Here is a 24,359-nt window from a genome sequence, read left to right as displayed (position 1 = left end):
AATGTTTGAGTATTATTTCCCTTTTTTCTCCAAAATTTCAATCCTTTCTAGAATATCAGAAAGGATATTTTTTTGGTCATAAGAAAGATAGCCTGAAATTTTATAGACTTCTTTTTTTGGGTAATCTTCTTCAGCAATTGAAGAAAGATATTTCAGATTTCCATTTTCTAAAAACAGCAACGTTTCTGGATTTTCTTTTGAAAGATTAGATTTTAGAAGAAATAAAAAATCACCGGCCTTATAATTTGATAAAAACAATGTATTTTCGGTGAATTCATAGATTAAATCAATATTTACTAATGCTTTTTGCAGTGAGTTATATTTGGTATTATTCTCAAAGTTATTTTCCTGATAAGGTAAATCAGAATTAAAAGATAGTTGATATTTTTCAAAATTTTCAGGCTTATTCAAATCATCAACCGTTAACGGAACCGTCAGGAATTTATCTAAATCAAGGTTAAAGTAGTGTACTACAGTAAGTAATGTAGATATTTTAGGTTCGGAACGCCCTTCTTCATAGGCTCCGATAACTCCTCTTGTTAAATCAAATAGATCTGCGAATGCTTGTTGGCTTAAGCCTTTTGCCTGTCTTATTGTTTTAATATTAGCTCCGAAAAAACTCATGTGTTCTAATCTTTTTTGCAAATGTAATATTAATTCTAAGTATTTTGCTAATAATATTTGCAATTTGATTAAATTTTATTATATTTGTGTACAATCAGTCATAATTAAATAAATAAGTGAAGTTTTTAGATTGTAAAGCTGTAATTATTTTGTTTAATGGGGTGTTTATTGTGAATTGATTAATTTAAAAAAAAACGCATATGACCTACCAAGAATTTTTAACAATAGCTTTTTCGCCGATTAATACGGTTTTAAGCGTGCTGCTCATTTTATCTGTGATTTATTGGCTTTTCACCATCATCACAGGTTTAGATATTGATATAGGAATTGACGCTGACTTTGATACCGATGTAAACGGTCCCGATGGTCATGTTCATGTTCCGGATGATGCTTCGGGTTGGCTTCAGTTTTTGAAATTTCTGAATCTGGATATTGTACCAATCACTTATTTTCTCACGCTGTCACTTTTGTTAACATGGCTGGGTTCATTCTATATTGAAGCATTTTTTTCTTTTGGACTTTGGGTTTCTGCATTGATTGTGGTTCCGATGTTTTTCATAAGCATGTTGTTGACGAAATTGATTTTAAAGCCATTAAATCCTTTTTTCAGAGAAATCAATCATAAAGGTGAAGTTTCACACGATTTTCTGGGCCGACAAGGAAGAATGAAATCAACCATTCACGGAACTAAAACCGGAATGCTCGAAGTTTTTGTTGAAAAAGATCCTATGATTTTAATGGTGAGAAGTAAAGATGGTGAGGTTATCAATCACGGAACGATAGTATATATTGTTGACGAAGATCGAGAAAAAAGAATCTATTATGTAGCGGAAGAAATTCGCTTTTAAATTGAAAATAAAAAATACAAATTCATGATGAAATTTAGTTTCTCCGTCCCTAAAGGGAGCTAAATTTCTTGGGAAACTTATCAAAATTACTCCCTTTAGGGTTGGGGAAATAATTTTGATAGATTTAAATTAAAAACACATTAAAATAAATAAACTATAAAAATATGAATACACCTTTGATTGTTGGAATTGTTGTCGTTGTAATAGCATCGCTCGGATTGATTTTCTGGATTTTATCAATGTATAAAAAAACCGTTCAGGGAATCGTTATTTTAAGAACTGGTTACGGAGGAACGAAAGTTTTCTTCAATGCAGGAATCGTAATTCCGGTTATTCACCGCATGGAATCGATGGATATTTCGGTGAAAAAACTTGAAATCGCCAGAGAAGGAAGAGCAGGTTTGATCTGTAAAGATAATATGAGAGCCGATATTCAGGTGGCTTTCTTTATCAGAGTTAATAAATCGATGGATGATATTGTAAATGTGGGTCAGACGATTGGTTGCCAAAGAGCTTCGGATATCAATACATTGAGAGAATTATTTGAAGCTAAATTTTCTGAAGCTTTAAAAACGGTAGGTAAAAAGTTTGAATTTATCGAATTGTACGAAGCTAGAAGTGAATTCCGTCAGGAAATTCTTCATATTATCGGAACAGATTTGAATGGATATGTTTTGGATGACTGCGCTATTGATTACTTGGAACAGACCAAAATTGAGAATTTAGATAAAGATAATATTTTAGATTCTGAAGGTATCAAGAAAATTACTGAGCTGACTGCTAATCAAAATATCAAAGCTAATCAGGTTCGCAGAGATGAGGAAAAAACGATCACGAAACAAAACGTTGAAGCCCGTGAAGCGATTTTAGAATTAGAAAAACAATTGGCTGAAAAAGAAGAATCTCAGAAAAGAGAAGTTGCAAATATTAAAGCCCGTGAAAATGCCGAAATTCTTAAAGTGGATGAAGAAGAGCGTCTGAAATACGAAACGGTTCGCATTGCAACAGAAGAAAAGCTTCAGATTGCAGAGGAAAATAAGCAAAGACAGGTTGTGATTGCGGCTAAAAATAAAGAGCGTGCTGACTTGGTAGAAACCGAAAGAGTGCAGAAAGATAAAATGCTCGAAGCGACAGAGAGAGAAAGAATTGTATCTCTTGCTCAAATCGAAAAAGAAAAAGCAATTGAATTAGAAAAGAAAAATATTCAGGATGCGATTCGTGAGCGTTTAACGATGGAAAAAACAGTTGTAGAAGAGCAACAAGGAATTAAAGATTTGGAAGCTTTCAAAACTGCCGACAGAACAAAACAGGTTGAGATTACTTTGGCAACTCAGGAGGCTGAAAAGAAATTAATCCAGGAAACGAGAGCTGCAGAATCCAGAAAATTATCAGCAGAAAAAGATGCTCAGAAATATGTGATCGAAGCTCAGGCGAAAAGAGATGCTGCGGAAAAAGAAGCGGAAGCTCGTAAAATTATCGCTGATGCAAAAGCAAAAGAAGAAGCAACGGTTGGTTTGTCTGAAGCTCAGGTTCTTCATGCAAAAGCTGACGCTGCCGAAAGACAGGGAATTGTCGAAGCAATTGTTATTGAGAAAAAGGCTGAAGCTGAGAGAAAAGAAGGTGTTGCACAGGCTGAAGTAATCAAAGAAAAAGCGTTTGCTGAAGCTGCCGGAATTACCGAAAAAGCTGAGGCGATGAAAAAACTAAACGATGCAGGAAAAGATCACGAAGAGTTCCGATTGACTTTAGCGAAAGAAAAAGAAGTAGAATTGGCTCAAATCTCAATTCAGAAAGATATTGCACAAGCTCAGGCTGGAGTTCTTGCAGAAGCATTCAAATCTGCAAAAATTGACATTGTTGGTGGAGATAATACTTTCTTTGATAATGTCATTCGTCAGGTTTCTGCAGGAAAAGGTTTAGATAAATTCATCAGTCACAGTGAAAATGCGACTTTGGTAAAAGAAAATCTTTTGGGTGATGGCGAAAACATTATTGGTAAAGTGATGGGGATGGTTGAAAAGTACAATGTTTCCTCAGAAGATATCAAAAACATGAGCATTGCAAGTCTTATCTTCAAACTGAACGGTGTTGCCAATCAGCAGGAAAGAGGTCTTCTCGACAGAGCGATGGATATGGCAAGAAATCTTGGCATCGATCAGAAACCTATCAGATAAACTATAAAATTTTCTGAAAGTCCCGAAGGGACGATTTAACAAAGGATAGGATAAAATCCTATCAATAAAATTAATTAAAAACTCTCATTGTGTAATTTTCAATGATACTTTGAGAGTTTTTTTAATATGAATTTTAAAAATTTAATCATTAAGGTATTAAGTTCAGAAAATCAATAGATTTTTTATAAGCGTGAACCTAAAAGCGAAGCTAAACTTAATGACTCTTAAGTGTTTAATAAACCTTAATGATTAAAAAAATGTTTTTAAAAGTATGATGGTAGCCTAAAATCTAGCATCTAACATCTAATATCTAAAATATGTCAGAAACATTAAATTCAGGGACATACGAAATAATCCAGAACCGATTGAATGAGCAGAAAAATGATCTCATTCAAAGGCTTCAGAAACTAAATGAAAACCGTAAAGAAATTTTCGGCGGTGTAGATTTTTCACTCATCGCAAACGAAAGAATTTCTACGGAACACAATTGCGTTGCCAAAGATATTTTTTCACTAAAAGATATTTTGATTTTTGGTTCTAATGCGCATTTGGGTTTGCAGACGGAAATCAACATAACCGATGTTTTTTCAATTTATAAAATAAATAATGATCGTTTTGAACCGCAAGACTCTTCTTTAATTGGAGATGAAATTTTTATCGATGAGTTCAAAAACCTCTATAAATATTACAGAAATACTTTTTTTGCACGCTTTCATTTTACTGAAAACTATCTGTATATGGTTTTCCAGTTGTCGGAAAGTACATCCGATATAAAAGCTTTTAAATGGCTGATTAAGGAGGATAAATTAATTTATGTTGATTCTCGAAGTGCTTCGGAAGTAACTTATCCGCCGCAACATGGTTTTGCATGGACGAAAGCAACCAGAGATATGCAGCGAAGCGGGAAATTTCCACATGTTTCTTTGGCTGATAAAGTTTTTGTGGAATCTATTGGCGGTGATATCACGATAAAAATTGAAGATAATACCGATAGCGGAAAAGGAATTTATTCTGAAGATGTAATTCATAAAGATCAGAACCTCGACGATGCCGAAATTCATTTTTGTGATCTTGATAATCTGGTTTTGTTTAAAATTAAACCTTATCAAGAATCTGAGCGTTATTTTATTTATAATCATAAAGAAAAAATTGTTTCAAGAGTTGATACCTTAAAGTATTCTGCGGTTTTACTTCCGGAAAATCAGGGTGTGCTTTTTTCAAACGGTTATGCTTTGCAGACGGGAGGTCTGAAAGTGATTTCTCAGGATCAGAATAGACTTCACTATCTGAAAACGATTCCGGAGCCCAATGGTGAAAATTTTATGTATGTTTTTTATGATGATAAAACCAATAATTATCAGCTGATTTCGTACAATATCATTACGCAAACCATCGAGACACCGATTCGTTGCAGCGGTTTTTCTATTTTAAATGATGGAAGATTAATTTATCTAAGAGAAACTCTCGAAACTACAAAACATCATTTAGCTCAGATTTGGCAGACTCCATATTCAAAAGAATTGTTGCCAAATACCGAAAAATCAGACATGCTTCTTTACAAAATCGGGAATAAAGATATTGTAAGAGTCATGGCGGAAAGCCAGGAGTTGATTACACTTTTAAATAAAAAAGATTCTTACAGCGGATTGTACGATGATATTGTCAAGCTTTCCACAACCATTTTAGATGCATATTATTTTCTTGGTGATGATGAGGTTGAAAATCTCGATCAGCCTTTAAAAGAAATCAGAAATATCGCTCATTCTGCCATTAATGAATACGAAAAAGTTGTTGAACAGAAGAAAAATACTTCTGAAGCGGTTGAAAAAATCAAAGCAGCAGTTGTTAAGATTTTAGATGATACCAAAAGAATCAACTATTCTCAACTGACGGAATATATTGATATGCTTTCGCAAATCAGAGCTTTGCGTGGTGAAATTACCGGAGCAAGAGATCTGAAATATGTTGATGTTGATGTTCTTGATTCTTTAGAAAAATCACTTTCAGAGCGTTCTGAGGAACTATCAAATGCCTGTGTGAATTTCCTGCTTCAGGAAGATTCTTTATTGCCTTATCAAAACAGAGCGCAACAGATTTCTGAAAATATCATCAATTTACAGAAAGCAATCGACGCAAAAACAATTGAGGAAGAAATCAATAATTTATCTGGACAGCTTGAGCTTTTGGTGGATATTGTCAACAATTTAAAAATTGAAGATACATCACAGTCTACGCAGATTATTGAAAATATTTCGGTGATTTTTGCAAGGTTAAATCAGGAAAGATTAGAGCTTTCAAAAAGAAAAAGAGAAATTTCCGGTAAAGAATTGTCTGCAGATTTTCAGGCACAAATGACGTTGTTTGATCAGTCGGTAATTAATTTTCTTGAATTGTCTCAAACTCCGGAAAAATGTGATGAATATTTAACCAAACTTTCCATTCAGTTGGAAGAAATGGAAACAAAATTTGTTGATTTTGATGAATTTATCCAAAAGATTGGTGAAAAAAGAGAAGAAGTTTACGGGCATTTTCAAAATAAAAGAGTTCAGTTAACAGAATTCCGAAACAAGCGTACGCAGAGTTTGTATGATTCTGCACAGCGAATTTTAAAATCGGTTCAGACGAAAGGTGAATCTTTTGATTCTGAAAACGAAATCAACGGCTATTTTGCGACCGATTTGATGGTGGAGAAAGTCAGAGATATTTCCCGACAGTTGATGGAATTTGAAGATTCTGCCAAAGCAGAAGAAATTCAGACTTTGCTCAAAACTTCTCAGCAGGAAGCGGTCAGAAAACTTAAAGATAAAAAAGAAATTTACGCGGATGGAGACAATATAATTGCTTTGGGTGACTATAAATTTGCGGTAAACCGTCAGAAATTAGATCTTACTTTGGTGTTGAGAAATGCTCAGTATTATTATCATTTGACGGGAACTGCATTTTATGAGCCTTTAAATTTTGAAACGATTTCAGATTACAAAGAAGTCTGGAACCAGGAATATATTTCAGAAAATCAAAGTGTAAAACGTTTCGAATATTTAGCATGGAATGTTTTTTCAAACAATAGAAATATTAATACAGAAGAACAAAACCGAAGCGCAATTCAGCAATTTATGACGGAGCATTTTGGTGAAGGTTTGGTGAAAGGAATTCATGATGAAGATGCTTTGATGATAGTTTCAAAACTTCAGCAGATGTACAACGAATTAGGGTTGATGCAGTTTACGCCGAAAGAAAGAGCTTTAGCACAATTATTCTGGTATTTTTTGAATCAGGAAAGAAAAGAATATTACCAAAAGCAGTTTGAAGCCGCGAATTTAATTTCAAAATCATTTATAACAGATAAAGGTTTTCAATATTTAAATGAAGAATTGTCGAATGAAATAAAATTATTTGCTCACAATAATCATTTTTTTGCTGACGTGAATTTTCTGAATGCTGCAGTTTATTTGAAAAAAGAAAACAAATCAGCATTTTTAGTTTCTGAAAAAGCAGGTTTACTACATGAATCATTTTTAAAAGATCTAAAGGAAAAAGGAAAAGATCTTGAGTTTGTTGATCAGCTGAATGCTTTGAAACAATATCCTGCAGCTTGTTTTTCTATTGCAGAAAGTGCTTTGAATGCGTTTCTATTTAATTCAGATTCAAATTTCGAAGAGGATGTTAAAAAAGAAGCTGCTGTATTTTTTGTGACCCAGAATTTTGATGCTAAAAATATTCTTCACATTGCTTATGAAACGGTTCTTGAAGGTTTAAAATCTTTAGAAAAAGATCTTAATTATGCTCTGAACTATTATGAATTTACTTTCCGATTATCCAATTTCAATGAAGTCGTTGTTCCGAAATACAAACAGCTTCAGGAATTGAAAGCAAAGTGGGTGAACGATAAAAAGAAAGCACTGAAAATCGATACTTTCAAATCGCAGGTTTTAAGTTCATTTGTAAGAAACAGATTGATCAACGATGTTTATTTTCCGTTAATTGGAGCTAATTTAGCTAAACAATTAGGAACAGTCGGAAACGATAAACGTACCGACAGAATGGGAATGTTGCTTCTGGTTTCACCTCCGGGTTATGGAAAAACTACGTTAATGGAATATATGGCAGACCGAATGGGGTTGGTTTTTATGAAAATAAACGGTCCGTCAATCGGTCACGATATTGTTTCCACAGATCCGAATGAAGCGAAAAATGCCGGAGCAAAACAGGAGCTTGAAAAGCTTAATTTAGCTTTAGAAATGGGTGATAATGTGATGTTGTATCTTGATGATATTCAGCATTGTAATCCGGAGTTTTTACAGAAATTTATTTCTTTAGCTGATGGACAAAGGAAAATTGAAGGAATTTATAATGGTGAAAGCAAAACCTATGATTTAAGGTCAAAACGTTTCTGTTTGGTGATGGCTGGAAATCCTTATACAGAAAGTGGGGAAAAGTTCAAAATTCCGGATATGTTGGCAAACCGTTCTGATACGTATAATTTAGGTGAGATTTCTGGCAGTAAAACCGAATTATTTAACTTAAGTTTGATTGAAAATTCACTGATGTCAAACGAATATCTTACCCGATTGACTCAGTTTGGAATGGAAAATCTATATCATTTGTATGATAGTATTCAGTCTAATTCGCCGAACGTAGATTTGGCTGGGAATTTTAGTTCAAATGAAATTTCTGATTTCAGAAAAGTGGTTGAAAATATTTTGAAAGTAAGAGATGTTGTTTTAAAAGTGAATAAGCAATACATCACTTCTGCGGCAATGTCAGATGATTATCGAAACGAGCCATCTTTCAAATTGCAGGGTTCTTACCGAAATATGAATAAGTTGATTACGCAGATTCAGCCGATTTTAAAAGAGGAAGAAGTTACACAGATTGTTTTGAATCATTACCAAAATGAATCTCAAACATTGACAACCGGAGCGGAATCGAACATGCTTAAACTGAAAGAGTTGATGAATATTCTTTCGGAAGATGAAGCTTTGCGTTGGCAAGAAATCAAGAAAACTTTTGTTAAAAATAAAACAATAAAAGGTTTAGGTGATAATGACCGAATGACGCAGGTGATTGCGTTATTAGCTCAGTTTAGTGAAAGTCTTGATGGAATAAAAGATGTTTTGAATAAGAACTAAAAAGCAAAAAAAACACTACATTGAGTAGTGTTTTTTTGTTTCTATGAGTGGCTTTGAAGCTCTTCTTCCAGTAATTTTTTCCACTTTGAAAAAGTAGTTCGGCTGATGTTATACTTTTTCGACATAAAGCTCGTAGAGAAATTGTGTTTTTTCTGATAATTCAAAAGCTTCATCATGGTCTTCTTGTCATAAGTTTTAAGCTGCTGATTGGTTTTTGAACTTTCTTTACATTGCTTAAAAAGTTTTTCATTCAGCTTTAAGATCTCTTCCGTTGAGTCTAATCTGTCCAATTGTTCTCTTATTTTCGGACATTCTAGCTTTTCGGGATGTTGTTTTTGCAAAAGATCTTGGTAGATCCTGTTGTAATTTGGTCTCATAAATATAGTGTGGTTTGGTTATTTTATCTTTTCTTTTGAATCCAGCGGTGAAGGGTGCTCTTCGGAATAGAGTATTCTTTGATTACTTCTGCCTGAGTCATTTCCCCGGATTCGATCCTGTCAAGAATGAAATTTTTTATTTCCTGAGTGTAAATGTTTTTTCTGAACTGCGGTGCTTTTTCAGATTTTGGATTGTCGGTTTTATTCACAGCTGAAGGTGGAGCATACAATATCAAATGTGAACTGTATAATCTGAAGAAATCATATTCCAGTAACTTGCTCCATCTCAAAAGAATGTCAGTTTCTATGGATTTGCTTTCATATACTTTCTCCACAAACTCTTCATCCTTTGCAAGAAAATTACAGATTCTTTCTATAGAAATGTTCTTGTCATCTACCATTTCCTTGATATACTTACCTATGTGTATGTTTTTGTATAGCATTTACTAATAATAGCTTTTTTTTAAATTAATCGCATTTTGTATTGTAAAGGAATGATTACGAGCCTTGTAGGGAAATTATAAAACAATTTCTACATGATTTTGAGTTGCTCTAAAAAGTGGCTGCATCATTACTTTACAATCTTTCAATAATTAATTGGTTGTAAAAAATTGATTTTCAGTAATTTGTGCTTTGTGGTTGGTTTTGTAAACAATGTTTGAATTTTAATTTCAAAATTTAATAATAACAATTGTGAAAGTTATTTAACAGAGTTGTTACGGCGTTTAAACTTGCTTAAATTTCTCTCTTATACTTCATTGGTTCATGTAGCATAATACTATCTAATTATCATTAATACTTATCTTGTTTATTCTCCAAAATTAAAAAAAAATACGGATAAATCATAATTATTTATTTAGGTATATATTAATAATATTTAATTTATGTTGAAAATAGATTGTTAAAAGTGGGGTTAATGAATAGAATTTTAAATTCATATTGCTTCTTTATTGTACATTTTCAATAAGATACGATTCAATAGTTGATGAATAGTTTCTACTATTAATATAATAATTGCTAAGAAGTATTATTTTTGTCAAAAGAAAAAATAAATTCGGTTTCAGCAAAAAAATATTAATTTTAGTTTATAAATACACTATGTTTAATTTTGATAATGAATTTATGTAATTTTTAATAATTTTATAATATTTTATTATGCAGTCTCTTGCCTTATTTGATTTCTCCAAAAAAATAAATCTTAAAAATGAAATCTTAGCTGGTTTTACTGTTGCAATGACTATGATTCCTGAATCGCTTTCATTTGCAATTTTGGCGGGACTTTCTCCACTAACCGGATTATATGCTGCTTTCATGATGGGTTTAGTGACTGCAGTTTTGGGTGGTCGTCCCGGAATGGTTTCCGGTGGAGCAGGAGCAACAATCGTTGTTTTAATTGCATTAATAAAATCTCACGGCGTAGAATATCTCTTCGCAACGGTAGTTCTTGCAGGAATTTTACAGCTATTGGTCGGGGTTTTCAAACTCGGGAAATTTGTACGGTTAATTCCTCAACCTGTAATGTACGGTTTTCTAAATGGTTTGGCGGTCATTATTTTTATGGCGCAAGTAGAGCAATTTAAAATTGTTGATGCAAATGGAGTAGTGGGTTGGTTGCAAGGTTCTTCATTGTATGTAATGTCGGGTTTAACGGCTTTAACGATTGCTGTTGTTTATTTCTTTCCAAAAATCACAAAAGTAGTTCCAGCTTCTTTGGTTGCTATATTAGTTGTCTTTGGAGTTGTTTTAGGCTTTGGAATTAATACAAAAACAGTTGCTGATATTGCTAAAATAAGCGGTAGTTTGCCGAGTTTTCATATTCCTAAGCTTCCTTTTTCATTAGAAACTTTACAGATTATTTTCCCTTATGCTATGATTATGGCAGGTGTTGGGTTGATCGAATCACTCTTAACTTTATCAATGGTTGACGAAATTACCAATTCAAAAGGAAGTGCCAATAAAGAATCTGTTGCTCAGGGTTTAGCAAATATTACCAACGGATTCTTCGGTGGAATGGGCGGTTGTGCGATGGTTGCACAGACTTTGGTTAACTTAAATGCAGGTTCTAGAGCTCGACTTTCAGGAATTATTGCTTCAATCACAATCTTAATTATCATTCTTGTAGGAGCTCCGTTTATTGAAAAAATCCCAATGGCGGCTTTGGTAGGGGTAATGATGATGGTTGCAATCAGTACTTTTCAGTGGGTTTCAATCCGTATTGTCAACAAAATGCCAAAATCTGATATTTTTGTTGGAATTACAGTGGCTTTAATTACGATTGTTCTTCACAATTTGGCATTGGCTGTTTTGGTAGGAGTTGTTATTTCTGCCTTGGTTTTTGCTTGGGATAATGCCAAAAGAATTCGTGCAAGAAAATTTACTGATGATAACGGAGTTAAACATTACGAAATTTTAGGACCCTTATTCTTCGGTTCTGTCACTGCTTTTACAGATAAGTTTGATCCGGAAAACGATCCCGAACAAGTTGTCATCGATTTCAAAGAAAGCCGAATTGTTGACATGAGCGCAATCGACGCTTTAGATAAATTATCAAAAAAATACGCTCAACAAAATAAAAAAATACATTTAAAACATCTCAGCGAAGACTGTCGAAAAATGTTGAAAAACGCAGAAGCTGTTATCGAAGTAAATATTCAGGATGATCCGACGTATAAAGTAATGCCTGAAAAGTAGGAGCGTTTTTGAGTTTAAGGTTGGAGTGTTTGAGAGTTGTAGGTTGATAACCTGTAGTCCCGAAGGGACGATTTAAAAAAGGATTGTATGAAATGCAATCAAAAAAAATCTGCTTAATCTGCAAATCAGCGAGAGAAAAAAATCACTATAGACTCTATAACCCAAACAAGGACTGCAAAATAAAATTTACAGCCCTCGTTTTTTAAGTTATTAATGTATTTGCAATGAAATCAGGCACCAAAGCATAGTGCGACAATTTCATGCTGATCGAAGCTCTACCACTTGTCAACGTTCTCAGATCAGAAATATATCCAAAAGTAGAAGCCAAAGGAATTTCCGCTACGAAGATTTTTCTTCCTGATTTTTCATCAATTGAAGTAATCATTCCTCTTCGTTTGTTGATATCGGCAGTCACAACTCCGGTATATTCTTCAATACTTTGAATTTCAACCTGCATGATCGGTTCCAATAATTTCGGTTTACATTGTTTTACAACTTCTCTGAAACCGTCTCTTGCAGCAATTTCAAAATCTAAAGCATGAGAATCATTACTGTGAGTGGATCCATCCAAAAGTGTAATTTTCATACTTTCCAGAGGATTTCCGCTCAAAACTCCGTTTTCCATGGCTTCTCTGAAACCTTTTTCAATCGAAGGGATAAACTCATTCGGAATCACTCCGCCTTTAATTTGATTAATAAATTCCAAACCGATTTCGTTGTCTTCACGAGGTCCGATTTCAAAAGTAATGTCAGCAAATTGTCCGCTTCCACCGTTTTGTTTTGAAAGTTTCTCTCTGTGTCTTCTGGTCTCGGTTAAAATTTCTCGATAAGAAACCTTAGGTTTTCCTTGATTAATTTCAATTCCATGATTTAATCGGATTTTTTCTAAAGTAACTTCAAGATGCAATTCTCCCAAACCACTCAATAAAGTTTCTCCCGTTTGTTTGTCTCTTTCAACAACCAACGAAGGATCTTCTTCCTGAATTTTCGCTAAAACCAAACCGAAAGATTTTTCATCAGCATTCGTTTTGGGTTCAATTGAAACCCGGATAACTGGAGCAGGAATCGTGATCGATTCAAGCAAAACAGGTCTTTCAACAGATGATAAAGAATCTCCTGTTTTCGCATCTTTTATTCCTGTTAAAGCAACGATGTCTCCCGATTTTCCTTCTTCGATGGTTAACGTTTTGTCCGACTGCATCTGTAAAATCCTCGAAATTCTGAAGTTTTCACCAGTTCTCACATTCAAAACAGTATCTCCAGAATTGATTTTTCCAGAATAAATTCTCAACATTGCCAGTTTTCCAATGTGTTTATCAATCACAACCTTGAAAACCAATCCTGAGAAAGTTTCTTCTTCGGTTCTTTCAAGTTCGATTGTTTCTTCCGTTTTCGCATCTTTCCCTTTAATAGAAGGCAATTGATTCGGAGCTGGAAGATAATTGACAATTACATCAAGTAAAGGTTGAACACCTTTGTTTTTAAATGCAGAACCGCATAAAACAGGAACTAAACTCCTTGACTGACAAGTTCTTTGTATCGATTCAATAATCATTTCTTCAGAAATCTGAGTTTCGGAATCCATAAATTTTTCAAAGAAAATTTCATCAAATTCGGCTAATGTTTCCATTAATTTTATTCTGAATTCATTTGCTTCTGTTTTATGGTTTTCAGGAATTTCCTTTTCAATAATCGTTTCGCCGTTTTCATCGATCCAATACAACGCTTTTTGTTTAATCAAATCAATGACTCCTTCAAAATTGTCTTCAGAACCAATCGGAACTTGCAAAGCTAAAGGAACTGCATTCAGTTTTGTTCTGATTTCATTTAAAACAGCAAAGAAATCAGCTCCGATTCTGTCCATTTTATTAATGAAACAGATTTTTGAAATCCCATGTTTTTCGGCTTGAAACCAAACGTTTTCCGTTTGTGGCTGAACTCCCGAAGAAGCACAAAAAACCGCAACAACGCTGTCTAAAACTCGTAAAGAACGTTCAACTTCCACTGCAAAATCAATGTGTCCTGGAGTATCAATAATATTGATATTAAAAACATTCTGATCTTTTTTCCATTGTGTGGAAATCGCTGCAGATGAAATCGTAATTCCTCGATTTTTCTCCTGAATATCTTTATCCATCGTGGTATTTCCATCGTCTACGTTTCCGATTTTATGAATCATTCCTGTGTAATAAAGCAACCTTTCCGTGAGTGTGGTTTTTCCGGCGTCGACGTGTGCTATTATTCCTATATTTCGTGTGTTGTATTTCATTTTGTTTAATTTAAATAATTGATTTTTAAACTTCTGAAATAATGTTTAGTGATGTTTTTTTTGATTTTTACGCGCAAAGATTTAACTCTAATAAAACTTGCATTTAAAAGAAAATTTCCAAAATTTTATCACCGAACAACAGAAGTTTTTCGAATGTAAAAGCTGAAAAGTAGGGTAGCAAAAAAGACCTATCTGAACAGATAGGCCTTCAATATATTGTTTTGTAAAGGTCGATCGTTATTCAGATAAATATTTAGTGCTACCAAAGTACACAGCTCTGATAGGATTGCTTAAAGTTATAATATTTATCATTTTTGTTGACATTGTTGATTCTTAATCGGTTGCGAAATTATAAAAAATATTTAAATGACAAAAATTTTAGCAATATTTTTTAGGAAAAGTAAAACCGCTGTTGTTTCGTCTTTAATTAAAATCTTAAAAAATCTTAAAAAAAATCAAGATTGAATGAAAAATTTTATCTTTGAAAGGAATTGAAAAATAAAACACTGAGTGATGATTAGAAAATATAAAATATTTAAAAAAATCTTTTTCAATTAAAGCTAAAACAATTAACTTATACTATTTTGAAAACAGATATCGACATTCACAGGCATGATCATTTTTCGTTTGATCTGTGGCTTACTTTAATAAAATCTCACCCTGAATTTAAAGCAAAAAGAGTTGAGCTTTTTTCTTCGTTTTTTAATGTGGAAAAGCCCATCGGTGAAGTTGCAAAATCGGTGAAATATTATGATGATCTCTGCAATAATATTAATGAAGTAATTGGTGGGAATGTAGATACTTTTGAGATTTATTTATTGATTTTAAATTCATTGAATGTCGATATAAAGCAGTTGAATGAGGAAAATCTTAATGAGTTTTACCAGAAAAGTGAAGATTTGTTTTTAGAATATAAACCGGTGGTGATTTTTGACGAACTGCACAATTTTTTTGATGAAATTAAAAATCAGGGAAAAACAATCAATATTCTTAGCAATACAGGCTTCATCAAAGGAAAAACTATGCGAAAGTTTTTGATGAACGAAAATCTTGATCAATACATCGATTTTCATATTTATTCTGACGAAATTAAATGTTCTAAACCCAATCCTTTGGTTTTTCAGGAAGTGAAAAATCAGATCAGAAATCAGGAACTTCAAATGGAGCAGATTTTGCATATTGGCGATAATCCGATTGCTGATTATAAAGGCGCAAAAGATTTCGGATTCAGTGCACACCTACTCAAACACCAAATATAATTATGAACAAGCGTTACAGTTTACATAAAATAGATTCTGCAGAGGAGTTTACTTTTTCGCCTGCAGAATACAGCTATTTCAAATATGGCGATAAATTTTTTGCAGAAAAGTTTGCGAAAGAACTTTTTGATGGGTTTATCAATCAGCATCAGGAAATTTTAGATACCGATAAAGAGATTGTGGTTTTGCCAAGTCCTTACATGGCGATTCCTACCGCATCAAATTTTTTATGTTTTTACTTTAAAAAACATCTTGATTTTTATCTTTTTCAAAAAGGGAAAAAGTCGAGTGTGTTGTCTAAGATCAATAGAAATCATACCTACACTACAGATTATGGAAATCTTAGTTTTGAAGACCGTAAAAACCTGATTGCTAATGATACTTATTATTTAGATAAAGATTTTTTGAGAGAAAAACTCTGCATTTTTATTGATGATATTAAGATCACGGGAAGTCATGAATACACCGTAAATAAAATTCTCGATCAATATGCAGTAAACGCAGATTTTCTCTTCATGTATTACGCTGAATTGACCAATTTTGATATCGATCCTAAAATTGAAAACTTCTTTAATTATTATACGGTGAAAGATGTTGAGGACGTCGTAGAGGTGATGTCTAAAGAAAGTTTCCAGTTTAACACGCGAATTGTAAAATATATTTTAGGTTTAAATTCCGAAAATTTTGAGTATCTTACCTCAAATGTAAAAAAACAACATACTGATGATTTAATCGAGCTTGCGATAAGCAACAATTATCATTTAATAAAAGAATACGAAAATAACATAAACACTTTAACACAAACAGAAATCTATTATGGCAATTAACTTACAGAAAGGGCAAAGAGAAAATATAAATGCACCAAAATTTACCATCGGATTAGGATGGGATATCAATAATACATCTACAGGTGGAGCTTTCGATTTGGATGCTTCTTTATTCCTGTTAAATGATAGCAAAAAACTGGTTTCAGATAACCATTTTATTTTTTATAACAACCTGGAGTCTCCGGATAAAGCGGTAGTTCACTCTGGTGATAATTTAACAGGTGACGGTGATGGTGATGATGAGCAAATCAAAATAGATTTAACTAAAATAGATTCTGCAGTACAGGAAATTACAGTTGTGGTAACCATTCACGATGCAGATGCAAGAAGACAAAACTTCGGACAGGTAAGAAATTCTTTCATCAGAATTTTCAATACAGATACCAATGAAGAGATTTTGAAATATGAATTAGACGAAGATTTCTCTATCGAAACAGCAGTAGAATTCGGAAGAATCTACAACAGAAACGGAGAATGGAAATTTGAAGCTGTAGGAAGCGGCCAGAGAGACGGTCTGGATAAATTTGTATCAATGTATCAATAATCATTATTATGGATAATCAAAATCAGCCAATTGACCCATCATTGCAGTCAATTGAGCCTTTAAAAACATTCGAACCTACTCAGATGCCGTCTCAGCCGAGCCAGGCAAATCCTTCAACGCCACCGGTTTTGATGGACAGAGATGGGAATGTAAATTTGAATCAGATTCAGGATGCAGATCGCGCAAAATATGAAATGGTTGCTAATGCGATTGACGAAACCAATCCTGGATCTATCGTTAATTTCGGTTCAGAATTACAGAAAACTTTAGCCAATCAGAGTGATAGTTTCTTAGGTAATGTAAGAAGATCAAATTCTGGTGAAGTTGGAGAATTGATCAATAATTTATTGATTGAATTGAATTATGTTGACGTAGACGAAATCAATAATGGTGGAGTAAAAGGTTTTTTAAGCAAAATTCCTTTTATGAAAAAGATGTTGACGCAGGTTGATAATCTTTTCGCTAAATATGATAAAATTACAAGCAATATCGATCAGATTTCACATAAAGTAAACGCAGGAATCATTACTTCTACGAAAGATAATGCAGTTTTACAGACTATTTTCGACAGCAACGTCAATTCAATTAAAGCGATTGAAGATCTTGTGATTGCCGGAAATCTAAGAATGGAGAAAGCGGCTTTAGAATTAACAGATATGGAAGCGAATGTTCAGAATTTTGCTGATTATCAAATTGCTGATAAGAGAGATTTTATCAACAGATTAGACAGAAGATTGGCAGATTTGAAGGTCGTTCGTTTAATTATGATGCAGTCTCTTCCACAGATCAGACTGGTGCAAAATAACAATGTTTCGATTGCTGAAAAAGCACAGACAATTCTTACCACTACTTTACCGGTTTGGAAAAATCAGCTTTCTTTGGCAGTTGCCATGCACAGACAACAGCAGAATATTGAGATTCAGCAGAAAGTTTCGCAAACAACTGAAGATATTTTAAGAAAAAATGCAGAACGTTTGGGTCAGAATTCAAGAAATGTAGCAAGAGCAAACGAACAGACGATTGTTTCTGCTGAAACCTTGAAAGAAACAACTGCAATGTTGATCAATACTTTGAATGAAGTAAAACAGATTCAGAAACAGGGTACTGAAAGCAGAAGAAAACTAGATCAGGATCTTCAGACTTTAGAGCACGAATTAAAAGCAAACATCAGAGGGTAATAAGACGGTAAAAAGGTGAATGAGGAGGTTGCGATCATAATGTCTCAAAGCAAAAGAAGATTAACAAGGCTTAAACTTCTGGCTAATTTCTTTGAAAATGTTGATATCATTGCGATTTATATTAAGACTGATATCATCCATAATTTATTCAACGAAAATCAGACGTTGGATTTCAATAAATTAGAGCTTTTTCACCTGCAATATACCGACAGTCTTATCGAATTGTTGACCAAAATAAAAAAGAAAAAGGAAAACGATTTGCTGGCTGTTATTAACGAAATTAATATCAACAACCGATACATTGCTTCTTTCGAAGAAAAAAAGACCGACAGTTTTGAAACCGACAGGAAGATCTACAGCGGAATTTTTTCTGAACATCTGAGAAATCTGTATAAAGATCTTACCGAAAACAGAGCAACTCTAAACTGGAATGACGTGCTGTATTTTCATAAAAAATATGCAGCAGAATTTTACAGAACAGAAGTGGATGAGGATAAACTGAAACCTCAATCTGCTCCGTTTTACCAGTATCAGGATTATTGTATCGAAAGAAAATTGTTGGGAAAACTCAATATTCAGAATTTTAAAGTGCGTTTTGTCTGCGGATATCGTATTGAAAGAGATGAATACGAGTTGTTTAAGATTTTTCAGTCTGATGAGCATTTTATCTTTAATGTAGAAGAAAAAAAAATGTATCTGATAGATGATGAAGATTTAGAATCATTAAATACGAATGAAAATGAATCTAATCAGATCTCGATCATCAATCAGCTGAAAAGGAAAAATGAAGACCTCAACGAAACAATGGAATTTAGAAAGAAAGAGCTTTCGGCAGATGTAACTGCGGTTTTGAAAGATTATCTCAGAAACATTGAAAGCGTTGATATTATGAGTAAGATATTTGATGTGAACGAAGAAACCAATATTCTTCGGGCGATGCTTAATTTAAATTTAAATAATTAAAAAAATAAAAAATAAAAAGTAAAAAGTAAAAAGTTTATTTTCTACTCTATATTTTAAGTATGTAAATTTTCTTAGCTGAGTGGAATGCCTTTGCGAAAGAAAATATGCAGAACAGATTTAACAAAAATCTTTGCGGGCTTTGCGTTTAAATTAAATTGAGCAATGAAGCAGAGATTCAAAAAAATAACTAAACAAAAAGAAATAATGGCTATTAACTTACAAAAAGGTCAGAGAATAAACCTTACTAAAGAAAACGGGACTACACTTTCCCAGGCTTGCGTAGGAATCAACTGGGGCGCTATCGAGAAGAAAAGTTTCTTCGGTGGAACTTCAAAAGAAGCAGTAGACTTAGACGGAAGCTGCATTTTGTACGATTCAAACAAAAATGCAACTGAAGTAATTTATTTTGGAAATCTTAAATCTAAAAACGGTTCTGTAAAACACAGCGGTGATGATTTAACCGGCGATGTGAATGGTGATGATGGATTAGACAACGAAGTAATCACCGTAGATTTTTCTAATTTAGATCCTGCTGTTGAGCATGTAGCAATGGTTTTGCACAGCTACAGAGGTCAGGATTTCGGTACAATTCCTTTTGCATCGATCAGAATCTATGAAGGAAGTCCAACAAACGTAAGAGAGGTATTTGCCAAATATGATATTGCCAATGATAAATCTTTCAGCGGACATGTATCTATGGTGATGGGAGTTTTCTATAAGAGAAACGGTGAATGGAAATTCAACGCAATCGGAGATGCAACTTCAGACAAAAAATTGGAACAGACGGTACAGACCGTTCAGCAAAAATATTTGTAAAATAATTTTATTCAATAGGAGCGGGCTTTAGCCCGTTTTAAATAATGAAATCTTCTTTTGGCTTTAGCTAAAACCTATTTATTGAAATCATTATTTTATTGAAATGAAAATTAGATTTAAATTAGCAATAACTGTATATTTACGGCTATTGCTTTTATCATATAATAAACAGAATTAACGTGGAAAAATACAATATTTTAGAACTGCACCCTGGTTTGGTGTGGGGGTTTGCGATAACGGTTGTTATCATGTTGCTTCTCGATTTGGGAGTATTTAATAAAAAAAGTCATGAGGTTTCTTCAAAAGAGGCTACAATCTGGTCAATTGTCTGGATCTCGCTGTCTATGGTTTTTTCTGGAGTTGTTTACTGGGTTTTCAATACAGATGGAACTCCGGAAAGTCACGCAATTGCGGTAGAGAAATTCACACAATATCAAGCTGCGTATTGGATTGAGAAGGCACTTTCTGTAGATAATCTCTTCGTATTTATATTGGTTTTCGGGTTTTTTAAAGTTCCAAAATTCTTGCACCACAAGGTTTTATTTTGGGGAATTATCGGGGCACTTGTTTTTAGAGCCATCTTTATTTTTGCAGGAGTTGAATTGATTGATTTAACTTACTTGCCTGAAATGAATGTTTTTGGTCACGCAGTGAAAATCAATGTTGTGATGACACTTTTTGGTTTATTCCTTATTTATGCGGGAATCAAATCTTGGGGTGACGGTGGAGACGATGAAGATGAAGATTACAGCAATACGGCAGGAGCAAAACTGATCAAAAGTTTCTGGAAAGTTTCAGATAACTATGATGGCGACAAGTTTTTTACCGTGAAAAACGGAGTTAAAATGGCAACACCTTTATTGGTTGTTGTTGGGGTAATTGAGTTTACAGACGTTCTTTTTGCAGTAGATTCTATTCCTGCGATTTTTGCGATTTCAAAAGATCCGTTTATTCTTTATACATCGAATATTTTTGCAATCTTAGGATTAAGATCTTTGTATTTCCTGTTGGCAAACTTTATTCACATGTTCAGCAAGCTACCTTATGGGTTGGCAATTATTTTGGCATTTATCGGTGTTAAGATGTTAATTGCACCTTGGTATCATATCTCATCTCCGGTTTCATTAGGAATTGTAGGTGGAGTTTTGGTGCTTTCGGTACTTATTTCTATCATGTTTCCCGACAAGGAAGATGACGAAGTAAAAGAATAACTAAATAAAATTAAAACATACAAGGCTTTACAAATCGTAAAGCCTTTTTTATTTCTTATTTTCACCATCAACCATCAACCATCAACCATCAACCATCAACTTTACTTATATTTCAACAGCTTATTAATCTTCTTTCTCGTCTGCAGTGAAACTTTATACGCTTCATCTCTGAGTTTCTGGATTTTTCCAACTGGCTGAAAGATTTCAGCACTTTCAAAAGGATTGAAAGAGAGAAGTTCATTTTCGCAACCTTTAGGATTAAGCAATGAGTTTTTTTCAATTTTAATTTCTCCAATTTTGATGAAAGGTGAGTTTTTCCATTCAACATTGAGTCTATTAATAGGCTGGTCTTTCAGATCATAACAAAACTGAATATAAACCTCCGCTAAATAATCATGATTTCTGCAAAAGCTTTCAACAGATTCTTTCACAGAATATTTTTTACCGAAATTTTTATCTATATTTTTTGGACTTACTTTAATTTTAATCATTTTATCATCAAAACGATAAGCTCCTACAGAATGATATTCAAAAGAAAGCATGAAATTATTTTTGTTTAAAAGAAGCTTCCAAACATTTTTTAGAAAAGATGGATTTAAAGTAAAAGGAATAACTTTGTAAATCTGCTTTAAAACCAAAAAAAAATTGCTCCATTTTTTCACAAAAAACCGATTGACAGAAGTAAACAATTTCAAAAATACAGAAACAGAATTCACCGGAAACAAAGGGAAATTCACCAAAGGATAATTGGAAATCGTTCTTCCAGAATCATCTTTTATTTTAATGGCAAAACCATACGCTGGAAATTCTTTCTTGTTTTTATTAATCTTCGGATGCGCATTAGATAATCTTGCAGTAATTTCGTATTTATCACTGTCAAAAACAGTTTTTAATTCATTCGGAATATCTTTGTTGATGATAAATTCACCTTTCAAAACAGTATAGGTTTTTGCATGAGCATTTCTTGTTGCGTAATTCACGTCACTTATTGTAGATGAGTATTCTACAAAATCGGCAATGCTCTTTTTGGTCTCTTCCAAGAGTTGTTTTTCTTCATAGCTAAGCTTTTCAAAGTTCTTATTATATTTTAACGAATTTGGCATATAGTTTTTAAAACTCAATGATAACGCCAAGTTTTTTAATTTACGTTACGAGAATATTAAACATTTTTTAATGTTTTTAGTGCTGTAAACAGAAGCGATAATAAAAAGCTGGAAGCTTGATGTTTGAAGCTGAAAGTTTATCATTTATGATATATTTATTTCAATTATCAATTATGATTTATCATTTATGCATAAACCTTATCTTTGTAAAAAAAATTATGGGAGTAGCAGATTTGTTATTTAAGAAGAAAAAAGAATTGGCAGAGAAAAACCTGAAAGACGGTCAGGAATATATGGTTGAATATGGTAAAAGAGAAAGTGTAGTGCAGTTACCAAGCGGATTGCAGTACGAAATCATTACCGAAGGTGATGGCCCAAAACCAGGTCCAAAATCTATGGTAAAATGCCATTACCACGGAACAACAATTGCCGGAAAAGTTTTCGACAGTTCTGTAAAAAGAGGAACTCCAGCTTCATTTCCGTTGAATAAAGTAATCAAAGGATGGACAGAAGCACTTCAGTTAATGCCTGTAGGAAGTAAATGGAGATTGATTATTCCACCGCATTTGGCTTATGGAGATCAGCAGATCAGTAAAGAAATCGGGCCAAACTCTACTTTGGTATTTCAGGTAGAATTATTGGATATTAAATAATCCTGCCCTTAAAAATAAATTAAAATTCATCTGTTTTCAGGTGGATTTTTTTATTTGTGCTATCTTAGTAATAGGATTCATATTTTCCTTAATTGAATTTTTAATGAAAAAACTTTACTTTATTTTTGCCGTTTTTATTTTGTTGACTTCCTGTGTTTCAAAGAAAAATCAGGTGATAAAACAAAATATTCTTACACTGAGAGACAGCTATTGTAAGGCGCCTTTCAAGTATAATTATGAAAATAAATTACCTTCTTATAATTCAGATTCTATCATTGCAGCGAATCAGCAACTGAAAAGTACTTTTTCTGATCAGAGTATTTTGGTTTTAAATGCTTTGGATAATTTAGATGAAGTGAATGAAATTGTAAAACTGAAGAAAGATTCATCATTAAATTCTCAGGTAAAAGTTTTGCAATTAAAGATGAAAATCAACAGCAAAATTACAATTGCACTGACTGAATTGGATGCCGTTGCTGCAGAATTCGATTGTGAAGGAGAACGTGTTGCGCAAATTGGAAATTATGTTGATAATTTAAACGATTCCAGAAATAATAAACTCATTTTATACTCAATTGCAGCCGGAGCTGTAGCATCAATTGCAGGCGGAATTGTAAAAGATGAGGGTTGGAGCAGTGCAATTGATATTTCCGGAGGTGCTTTGGGAGCTGGTTTTGGTTTGGCAACCTTAAATCCGAAAGGTAAAAAAGTAGAATTTATACATCAAAGAAATTTATTAAGAGATATCTGGAACGAAAGACTGGAATCTCCCAATTTCCCACCTTTTATTTGGTATATGTACACTGAAAAAAGGTTTTCAAACAAAGAACAGCATTCTATTATTTCAAGCATGAAACAACGATGGCTGCATTATCAGTTTGATGATGATCAGAGTAAAGCCGATCAGTCGGTTATTTTTAAGGATGGAGGTCTTTACAGAGCAGATGATCTTCACAATCGTGCAGCAATGCTTAATCAGATGCAGTCGGCAACCCGTACAATTAATCAGATTATTAATTATCTGTTGTTAGATTTAGATAAATTGATTTTATAATTTTGAATAGTAAATGTTTGAATGTCTAAATTTGCTTTAATCTACTTTAAAGAATGTCGGAATTAAAAAAAATCAGAGAGAGACAAAATCTTACTCAGGAAGAATTAGCTGAAAAGTCAGGAATTTCGGTAAGAACAATTCAACGGATTGAAGCGGGTACAAATCCAAAAGGTTATACCTTAAAAACGCTGGCTGCAAGTCTTGATGTTTCTGAAAAAGATTTATTGATTTCTGAGACGATAAAAGAAGAAATTGCAGTTGATGAAATTATTATTGTAACAGAAAATAGCGATGCTTTTAACTCCGGTTTAATCAAAATGATTAACCTTTCCACACTTCCATTGGCATGGCTTCCGATTGCTAATTTTTTGCCACCATTATTGATTATGTTTTTCACAAAAAATAAATCACAAATTGTAAAACAAATCATTTCACTTCAAATATTTTTAGCCATTATTTCGCCTATTATTTTTATGTTGATTGCGTTATTAAAACTAGGTTCAGAATCTGTTATGATCACAATGATTTTCTTGGTATTGGCAAATGTTTACATTATTTTGAGAAACACTTACGAAATTGACAAGAGACAAAATCTTCGTTATAAGTTGAATTTCAATATCATATAAATGTGACAGATGA

Annotated in this window: 19 protein-coding genes; 14 read left to right on the top strand and 5 right to left on the bottom strand. The window is 33.1% G+C overall.

Features of this window, described 5'->3' with window-relative positions; genetic code table 11:
* Positions 1-12 precede the first annotated feature (12 nt).
* Positions 13-624: a helix-turn-helix domain-containing protein gene (locus FDY99_RS06085; RefSeq protein ID WP_139419985.1), complete on the bottom strand. Its 612-nt coding sequence runs from the start codon at positions 622-624 to the stop codon at positions 13-15.
* A gap of 200 nt (positions 625-824) precedes the next feature.
* Between FDY99_RS06085 and FDY99_RS06080 the strand changes: the two genes are divergently transcribed.
* The 3 genes from FDY99_RS06080 to FDY99_RS06070 all read left to right on the top strand — a co-directional run bounded on the left by FDY99_RS06080 (position 825) and on the right by FDY99_RS06070 (position 8,775).
* On the top strand, positions 825-1,472 hold the full coding sequence (locus tag FDY99_RS06080; RefSeq protein WP_139419983.1) for a hypothetical protein: 648 nt from the start codon (positions 825-827) through the stop codon (positions 1,470-1,472).
* Positions 1,473-1,636: 164 nt separating this feature from the next.
* Positions 1,637-3,646: a flotillin family protein gene (locus FDY99_RS06075; RefSeq protein ID WP_102979759.1), complete on the top strand. Its 2,010-nt coding sequence runs from the start codon at positions 1,637-1,639 to the stop codon at positions 3,644-3,646.
* Between the two features lie 317 nt (positions 3,647-3,963).
* Positions 3,964-8,775, top strand: coding sequence for a DNA repair ATPase (locus FDY99_RS06070; RefSeq protein WP_139419981.1), 4,812 nt, complete (start codon positions 3,964-3,966; stop codon positions 8,773-8,775).
* 41 nt (positions 8,776-8,816) lie between these two features.
* Here the strand turns inward: FDY99_RS06070 and FDY99_RS06065 are convergent, their stop codons facing one another.
* Together FDY99_RS06065 and FDY99_RS06060 are read right to left on the bottom strand one after the other, a co-directional pair.
* Complete coding sequence (locus tag FDY99_RS06065; protein ID WP_139419978.1) at positions 8,817-9,152, bottom strand: helix-turn-helix domain-containing protein; 336 nt, start codon at positions 9,150-9,152, stop codon at positions 8,817-8,819.
* A 23-nt stretch (positions 9,153-9,175) separates the two neighbouring features.
* The gene (locus FDY99_RS06060) at positions 9,176-9,595 is read right to left on the bottom strand and encodes a transposase (protein WP_139419976.1); all 420 of its coding nucleotides are present in this window, start codon (positions 9,593-9,595) and stop codon (positions 9,176-9,178) included.
* A 712-nt stretch (positions 9,596-10,307) separates the two neighbouring features.
* Between FDY99_RS06060 and FDY99_RS06055 the strand changes: the two genes are divergently transcribed.
* Positions 10,308-11,843 carry a SulP family inorganic anion transporter gene (locus tag FDY99_RS06055; protein WP_139419974.1) on the top strand — a complete coding sequence of 512 codons (1,536 nt, stop codon included), beginning with the start codon at positions 10,308-10,310 and terminating at the stop codon, positions 11,841-11,843.
* A gap of 202 nt (positions 11,844-12,045) precedes the next feature.
* On the opposite strand, the gene fusA is transcribed toward FDY99_RS06055, so the two are convergent.
* On the bottom strand, positions 12,046-14,112 hold the full coding sequence (fusA, locus tag FDY99_RS06050; RefSeq protein WP_139419972.1) for an elongation factor G: 2,067 nt from the start codon (positions 14,110-14,112) through the stop codon (positions 12,046-12,048).
* 584 nt (positions 14,113-14,696) lie between these two features.
* Between fusA and FDY99_RS06045 the strand changes: the two genes are divergently transcribed.
* The 7 genes from FDY99_RS06045 to FDY99_RS06015 all read left to right on the top strand — a co-directional run bounded on the left by FDY99_RS06045 (position 14,697) and on the right by FDY99_RS06015 (position 20,910).
* Complete coding sequence (locus tag FDY99_RS06045; protein ID WP_139419970.1) at positions 14,697-15,371, top strand: HAD family hydrolase; 675 nt, start codon at positions 14,697-14,699, stop codon at positions 15,369-15,371.
* A 2-nt stretch (positions 15,372-15,373) separates the two neighbouring features.
* Positions 15,374-16,198, top strand: coding sequence for a phosphoribosyltransferase family protein (locus FDY99_RS06040; RefSeq protein WP_074231768.1), 825 nt, complete (start codon positions 15,374-15,376; stop codon positions 16,196-16,198).
* Positions 16,188-16,742 carry a TerD family protein gene (locus tag FDY99_RS06035; protein WP_074231769.1) on the top strand — a complete coding sequence of 185 codons (555 nt, stop codon included), beginning with the start codon at positions 16,188-16,190 and terminating at the stop codon, positions 16,740-16,742. The genes FDY99_RS06040 and FDY99_RS06035 overlap by 11 nt, the downstream gene beginning before the upstream one ends.
* Before the next feature lie 8 nt (positions 16,743-16,750).
* On the top strand, positions 16,751-17,920 hold the full coding sequence (locus FDY99_RS06030) for a toxic anion resistance protein (protein WP_185148715.1): 1,170 nt from the start codon (positions 16,751-16,753) through the stop codon (positions 17,918-17,920).
* 15 nt (positions 17,921-17,935) lie between these two features.
* Positions 17,936-18,883 (top strand): hypothetical protein, encoded by a 948-nt coding sequence (locus FDY99_RS06025; RefSeq protein WP_139419968.1) that lies wholly within the window; start codon positions 17,936-17,938, stop codon positions 18,881-18,883.
* A 204-nt stretch (positions 18,884-19,087) separates the two neighbouring features.
* Entirely contained in the window at positions 19,088-19,699 is a 612-nt protein-coding gene (locus tag FDY99_RS06020) for a TerD family protein (RefSeq protein ID WP_139419966.1), read from the top strand.
* A gap of 179 nt (positions 19,700-19,878) precedes the next feature.
* Positions 19,879-20,910, top strand: a complete 1,032-nt coding sequence (locus tag FDY99_RS06015) for a TerC/Alx family metal homeostasis membrane protein (RefSeq protein WP_074231771.1) — start codon at positions 19,879-19,881, stop codon at positions 20,908-20,910.
* Positions 20,911-21,011: 101 nt separating this feature from the next.
* Here the strand turns inward: FDY99_RS06015 and FDY99_RS06010 are convergent, their stop codons facing one another.
* Positions 21,012-22,013, bottom strand: coding sequence for a catalase family protein (locus FDY99_RS06010; protein WP_139419964.1), 1,002 nt, complete (start codon positions 22,011-22,013; stop codon positions 21,012-21,014).
* Between the two features lie 218 nt (positions 22,014-22,231).
* Between FDY99_RS06010 and FDY99_RS06005 the strand changes: the two genes are divergently transcribed.
* From FDY99_RS06005 to FDY99_RS05995, 3 genes are all read left to right on the top strand, one after another.
* Entirely contained in the window at positions 22,232-22,666 is a 435-nt protein-coding gene (locus FDY99_RS06005) for an FKBP-type peptidyl-prolyl cis-trans isomerase (protein WP_074231773.1), read from the top strand.
* 103 nt (positions 22,667-22,769) lie between these two features.
* Positions 22,770-23,720 carry a hypothetical protein gene (locus tag FDY99_RS06000; RefSeq protein ID WP_139419961.1) on the top strand — a complete coding sequence of 317 codons (951 nt, stop codon included), beginning with the start codon at positions 22,770-22,772 and terminating at the stop codon, positions 23,718-23,720.
* 53 nt (positions 23,721-23,773) lie between these two features.
* Complete coding sequence (locus tag FDY99_RS05995; RefSeq protein ID WP_139419960.1) at positions 23,774-24,346, top strand: helix-turn-helix domain-containing protein; 573 nt, start codon at positions 23,774-23,776, stop codon at positions 24,344-24,346.
* Positions 24,347-24,359: the final 13 nt, after the last annotated feature.

It is taken from the genome of Chryseobacterium mulctrae (assembly GCF_006175945.1).
In the GTDB taxonomy this organism is placed as follows: domain Bacteria; phylum Bacteroidota; class Bacteroidia; order Flavobacteriales; family Weeksellaceae; genus Chryseobacterium; species Chryseobacterium mulctrae.
Note: the sequence above shows the minus strand (reverse complement) of the source record. Positions and strands in the feature narration are given on the sequence as shown.

What these genes read in the sequence shown, in the direction of transcription:
- FDY99_RS06085 (WP_139419985.1), bottom strand. Translation starts at nt 624, where the DNA reads ATGAGTTTTTTCGGAGCTAATATTAAAACAATAAGACAGGCAAAAGGC.
- FDY99_RS06080 (WP_139419983.1), top strand. Translation starts at nt 825, where the DNA reads ATGACCTACCAAGAATTTTTAACAATAGCTTTTTCGCCGATTAATACG.
- FDY99_RS06075 (WP_102979759.1), top strand. Translation starts at nt 1,637, where the DNA reads ATGAATACACCTTTGATTGTTGGAATTGTTGTCGTTGTAATAGCATCG.
- FDY99_RS06070 (WP_139419981.1), top strand. Translation starts at nt 3,964, where the DNA reads ATGTCAGAAACATTAAATTCAGGGACATACGAAATAATCCAGAACCGA.
- FDY99_RS06065 (WP_139419978.1), bottom strand. Translation starts at nt 9,152, where the DNA reads ATGAGACCAAATTACAACAGGATCTACCAAGATCTTTTGCAAAAACAA.
- FDY99_RS06060 (WP_139419976.1), bottom strand. Translation starts at nt 9,595, where the DNA reads ATGCTATACAAAAACATACACATAGGTAAGTATATCAAGGAAATGGTA.
- FDY99_RS06055 (WP_139419974.1), top strand. Translation starts at nt 10,308, where the DNA reads ATGCAGTCTCTTGCCTTATTTGATTTCTCCAAAAAAATAAATCTTAAA.
- fusA (WP_139419972.1), bottom strand. Translation starts at nt 14,112, where the DNA reads ATGAAATACAACACACGAAATATAGGAATAATAGCACACGTCGACGCC.
- FDY99_RS06040 (WP_074231768.1), top strand. Translation starts at nt 15,374, where the DNA reads ATGAACAAGCGTTACAGTTTACATAAAATAGATTCTGCAGAGGAGTTT.
- FDY99_RS06035 (WP_074231769.1), top strand. Translation starts at nt 16,188, where the DNA reads ATGGCAATTAACTTACAGAAAGGGCAAAGAGAAAATATAAATGCACCA.
- FDY99_RS06030 (WP_185148715.1), top strand. Translation starts at nt 16,751, where the DNA reads ATGGATAATCAAAATCAGCCAATTGACCCATCATTGCAGTCAATTGAG.
- FDY99_RS06020 (WP_139419966.1), top strand. Translation starts at nt 19,088, where the DNA reads ATGGCTATTAACTTACAAAAAGGTCAGAGAATAAACCTTACTAAAGAA.
- FDY99_RS06010 (WP_139419964.1), bottom strand. Translation starts at nt 22,013, where the DNA reads ATGCCAAATTCGTTAAAATATAATAAGAACTTTGAAAAGCTTAGCTAT.
- FDY99_RS06005 (WP_074231773.1), top strand. Translation starts at nt 22,232, where the DNA reads ATGGGAGTAGCAGATTTGTTATTTAAGAAGAAAAAAGAATTGGCAGAG.
- FDY99_RS06000 (WP_139419961.1), top strand. Translation starts at nt 22,770, where the DNA reads ATGAAAAAACTTTACTTTATTTTTGCCGTTTTTATTTTGTTGACTTCC.
- FDY99_RS05995 (WP_139419960.1), top strand. Translation starts at nt 23,774, where the DNA reads ATGTCGGAATTAAAAAAAATCAGAGAGAGACAAAATCTTACTCAGGAA.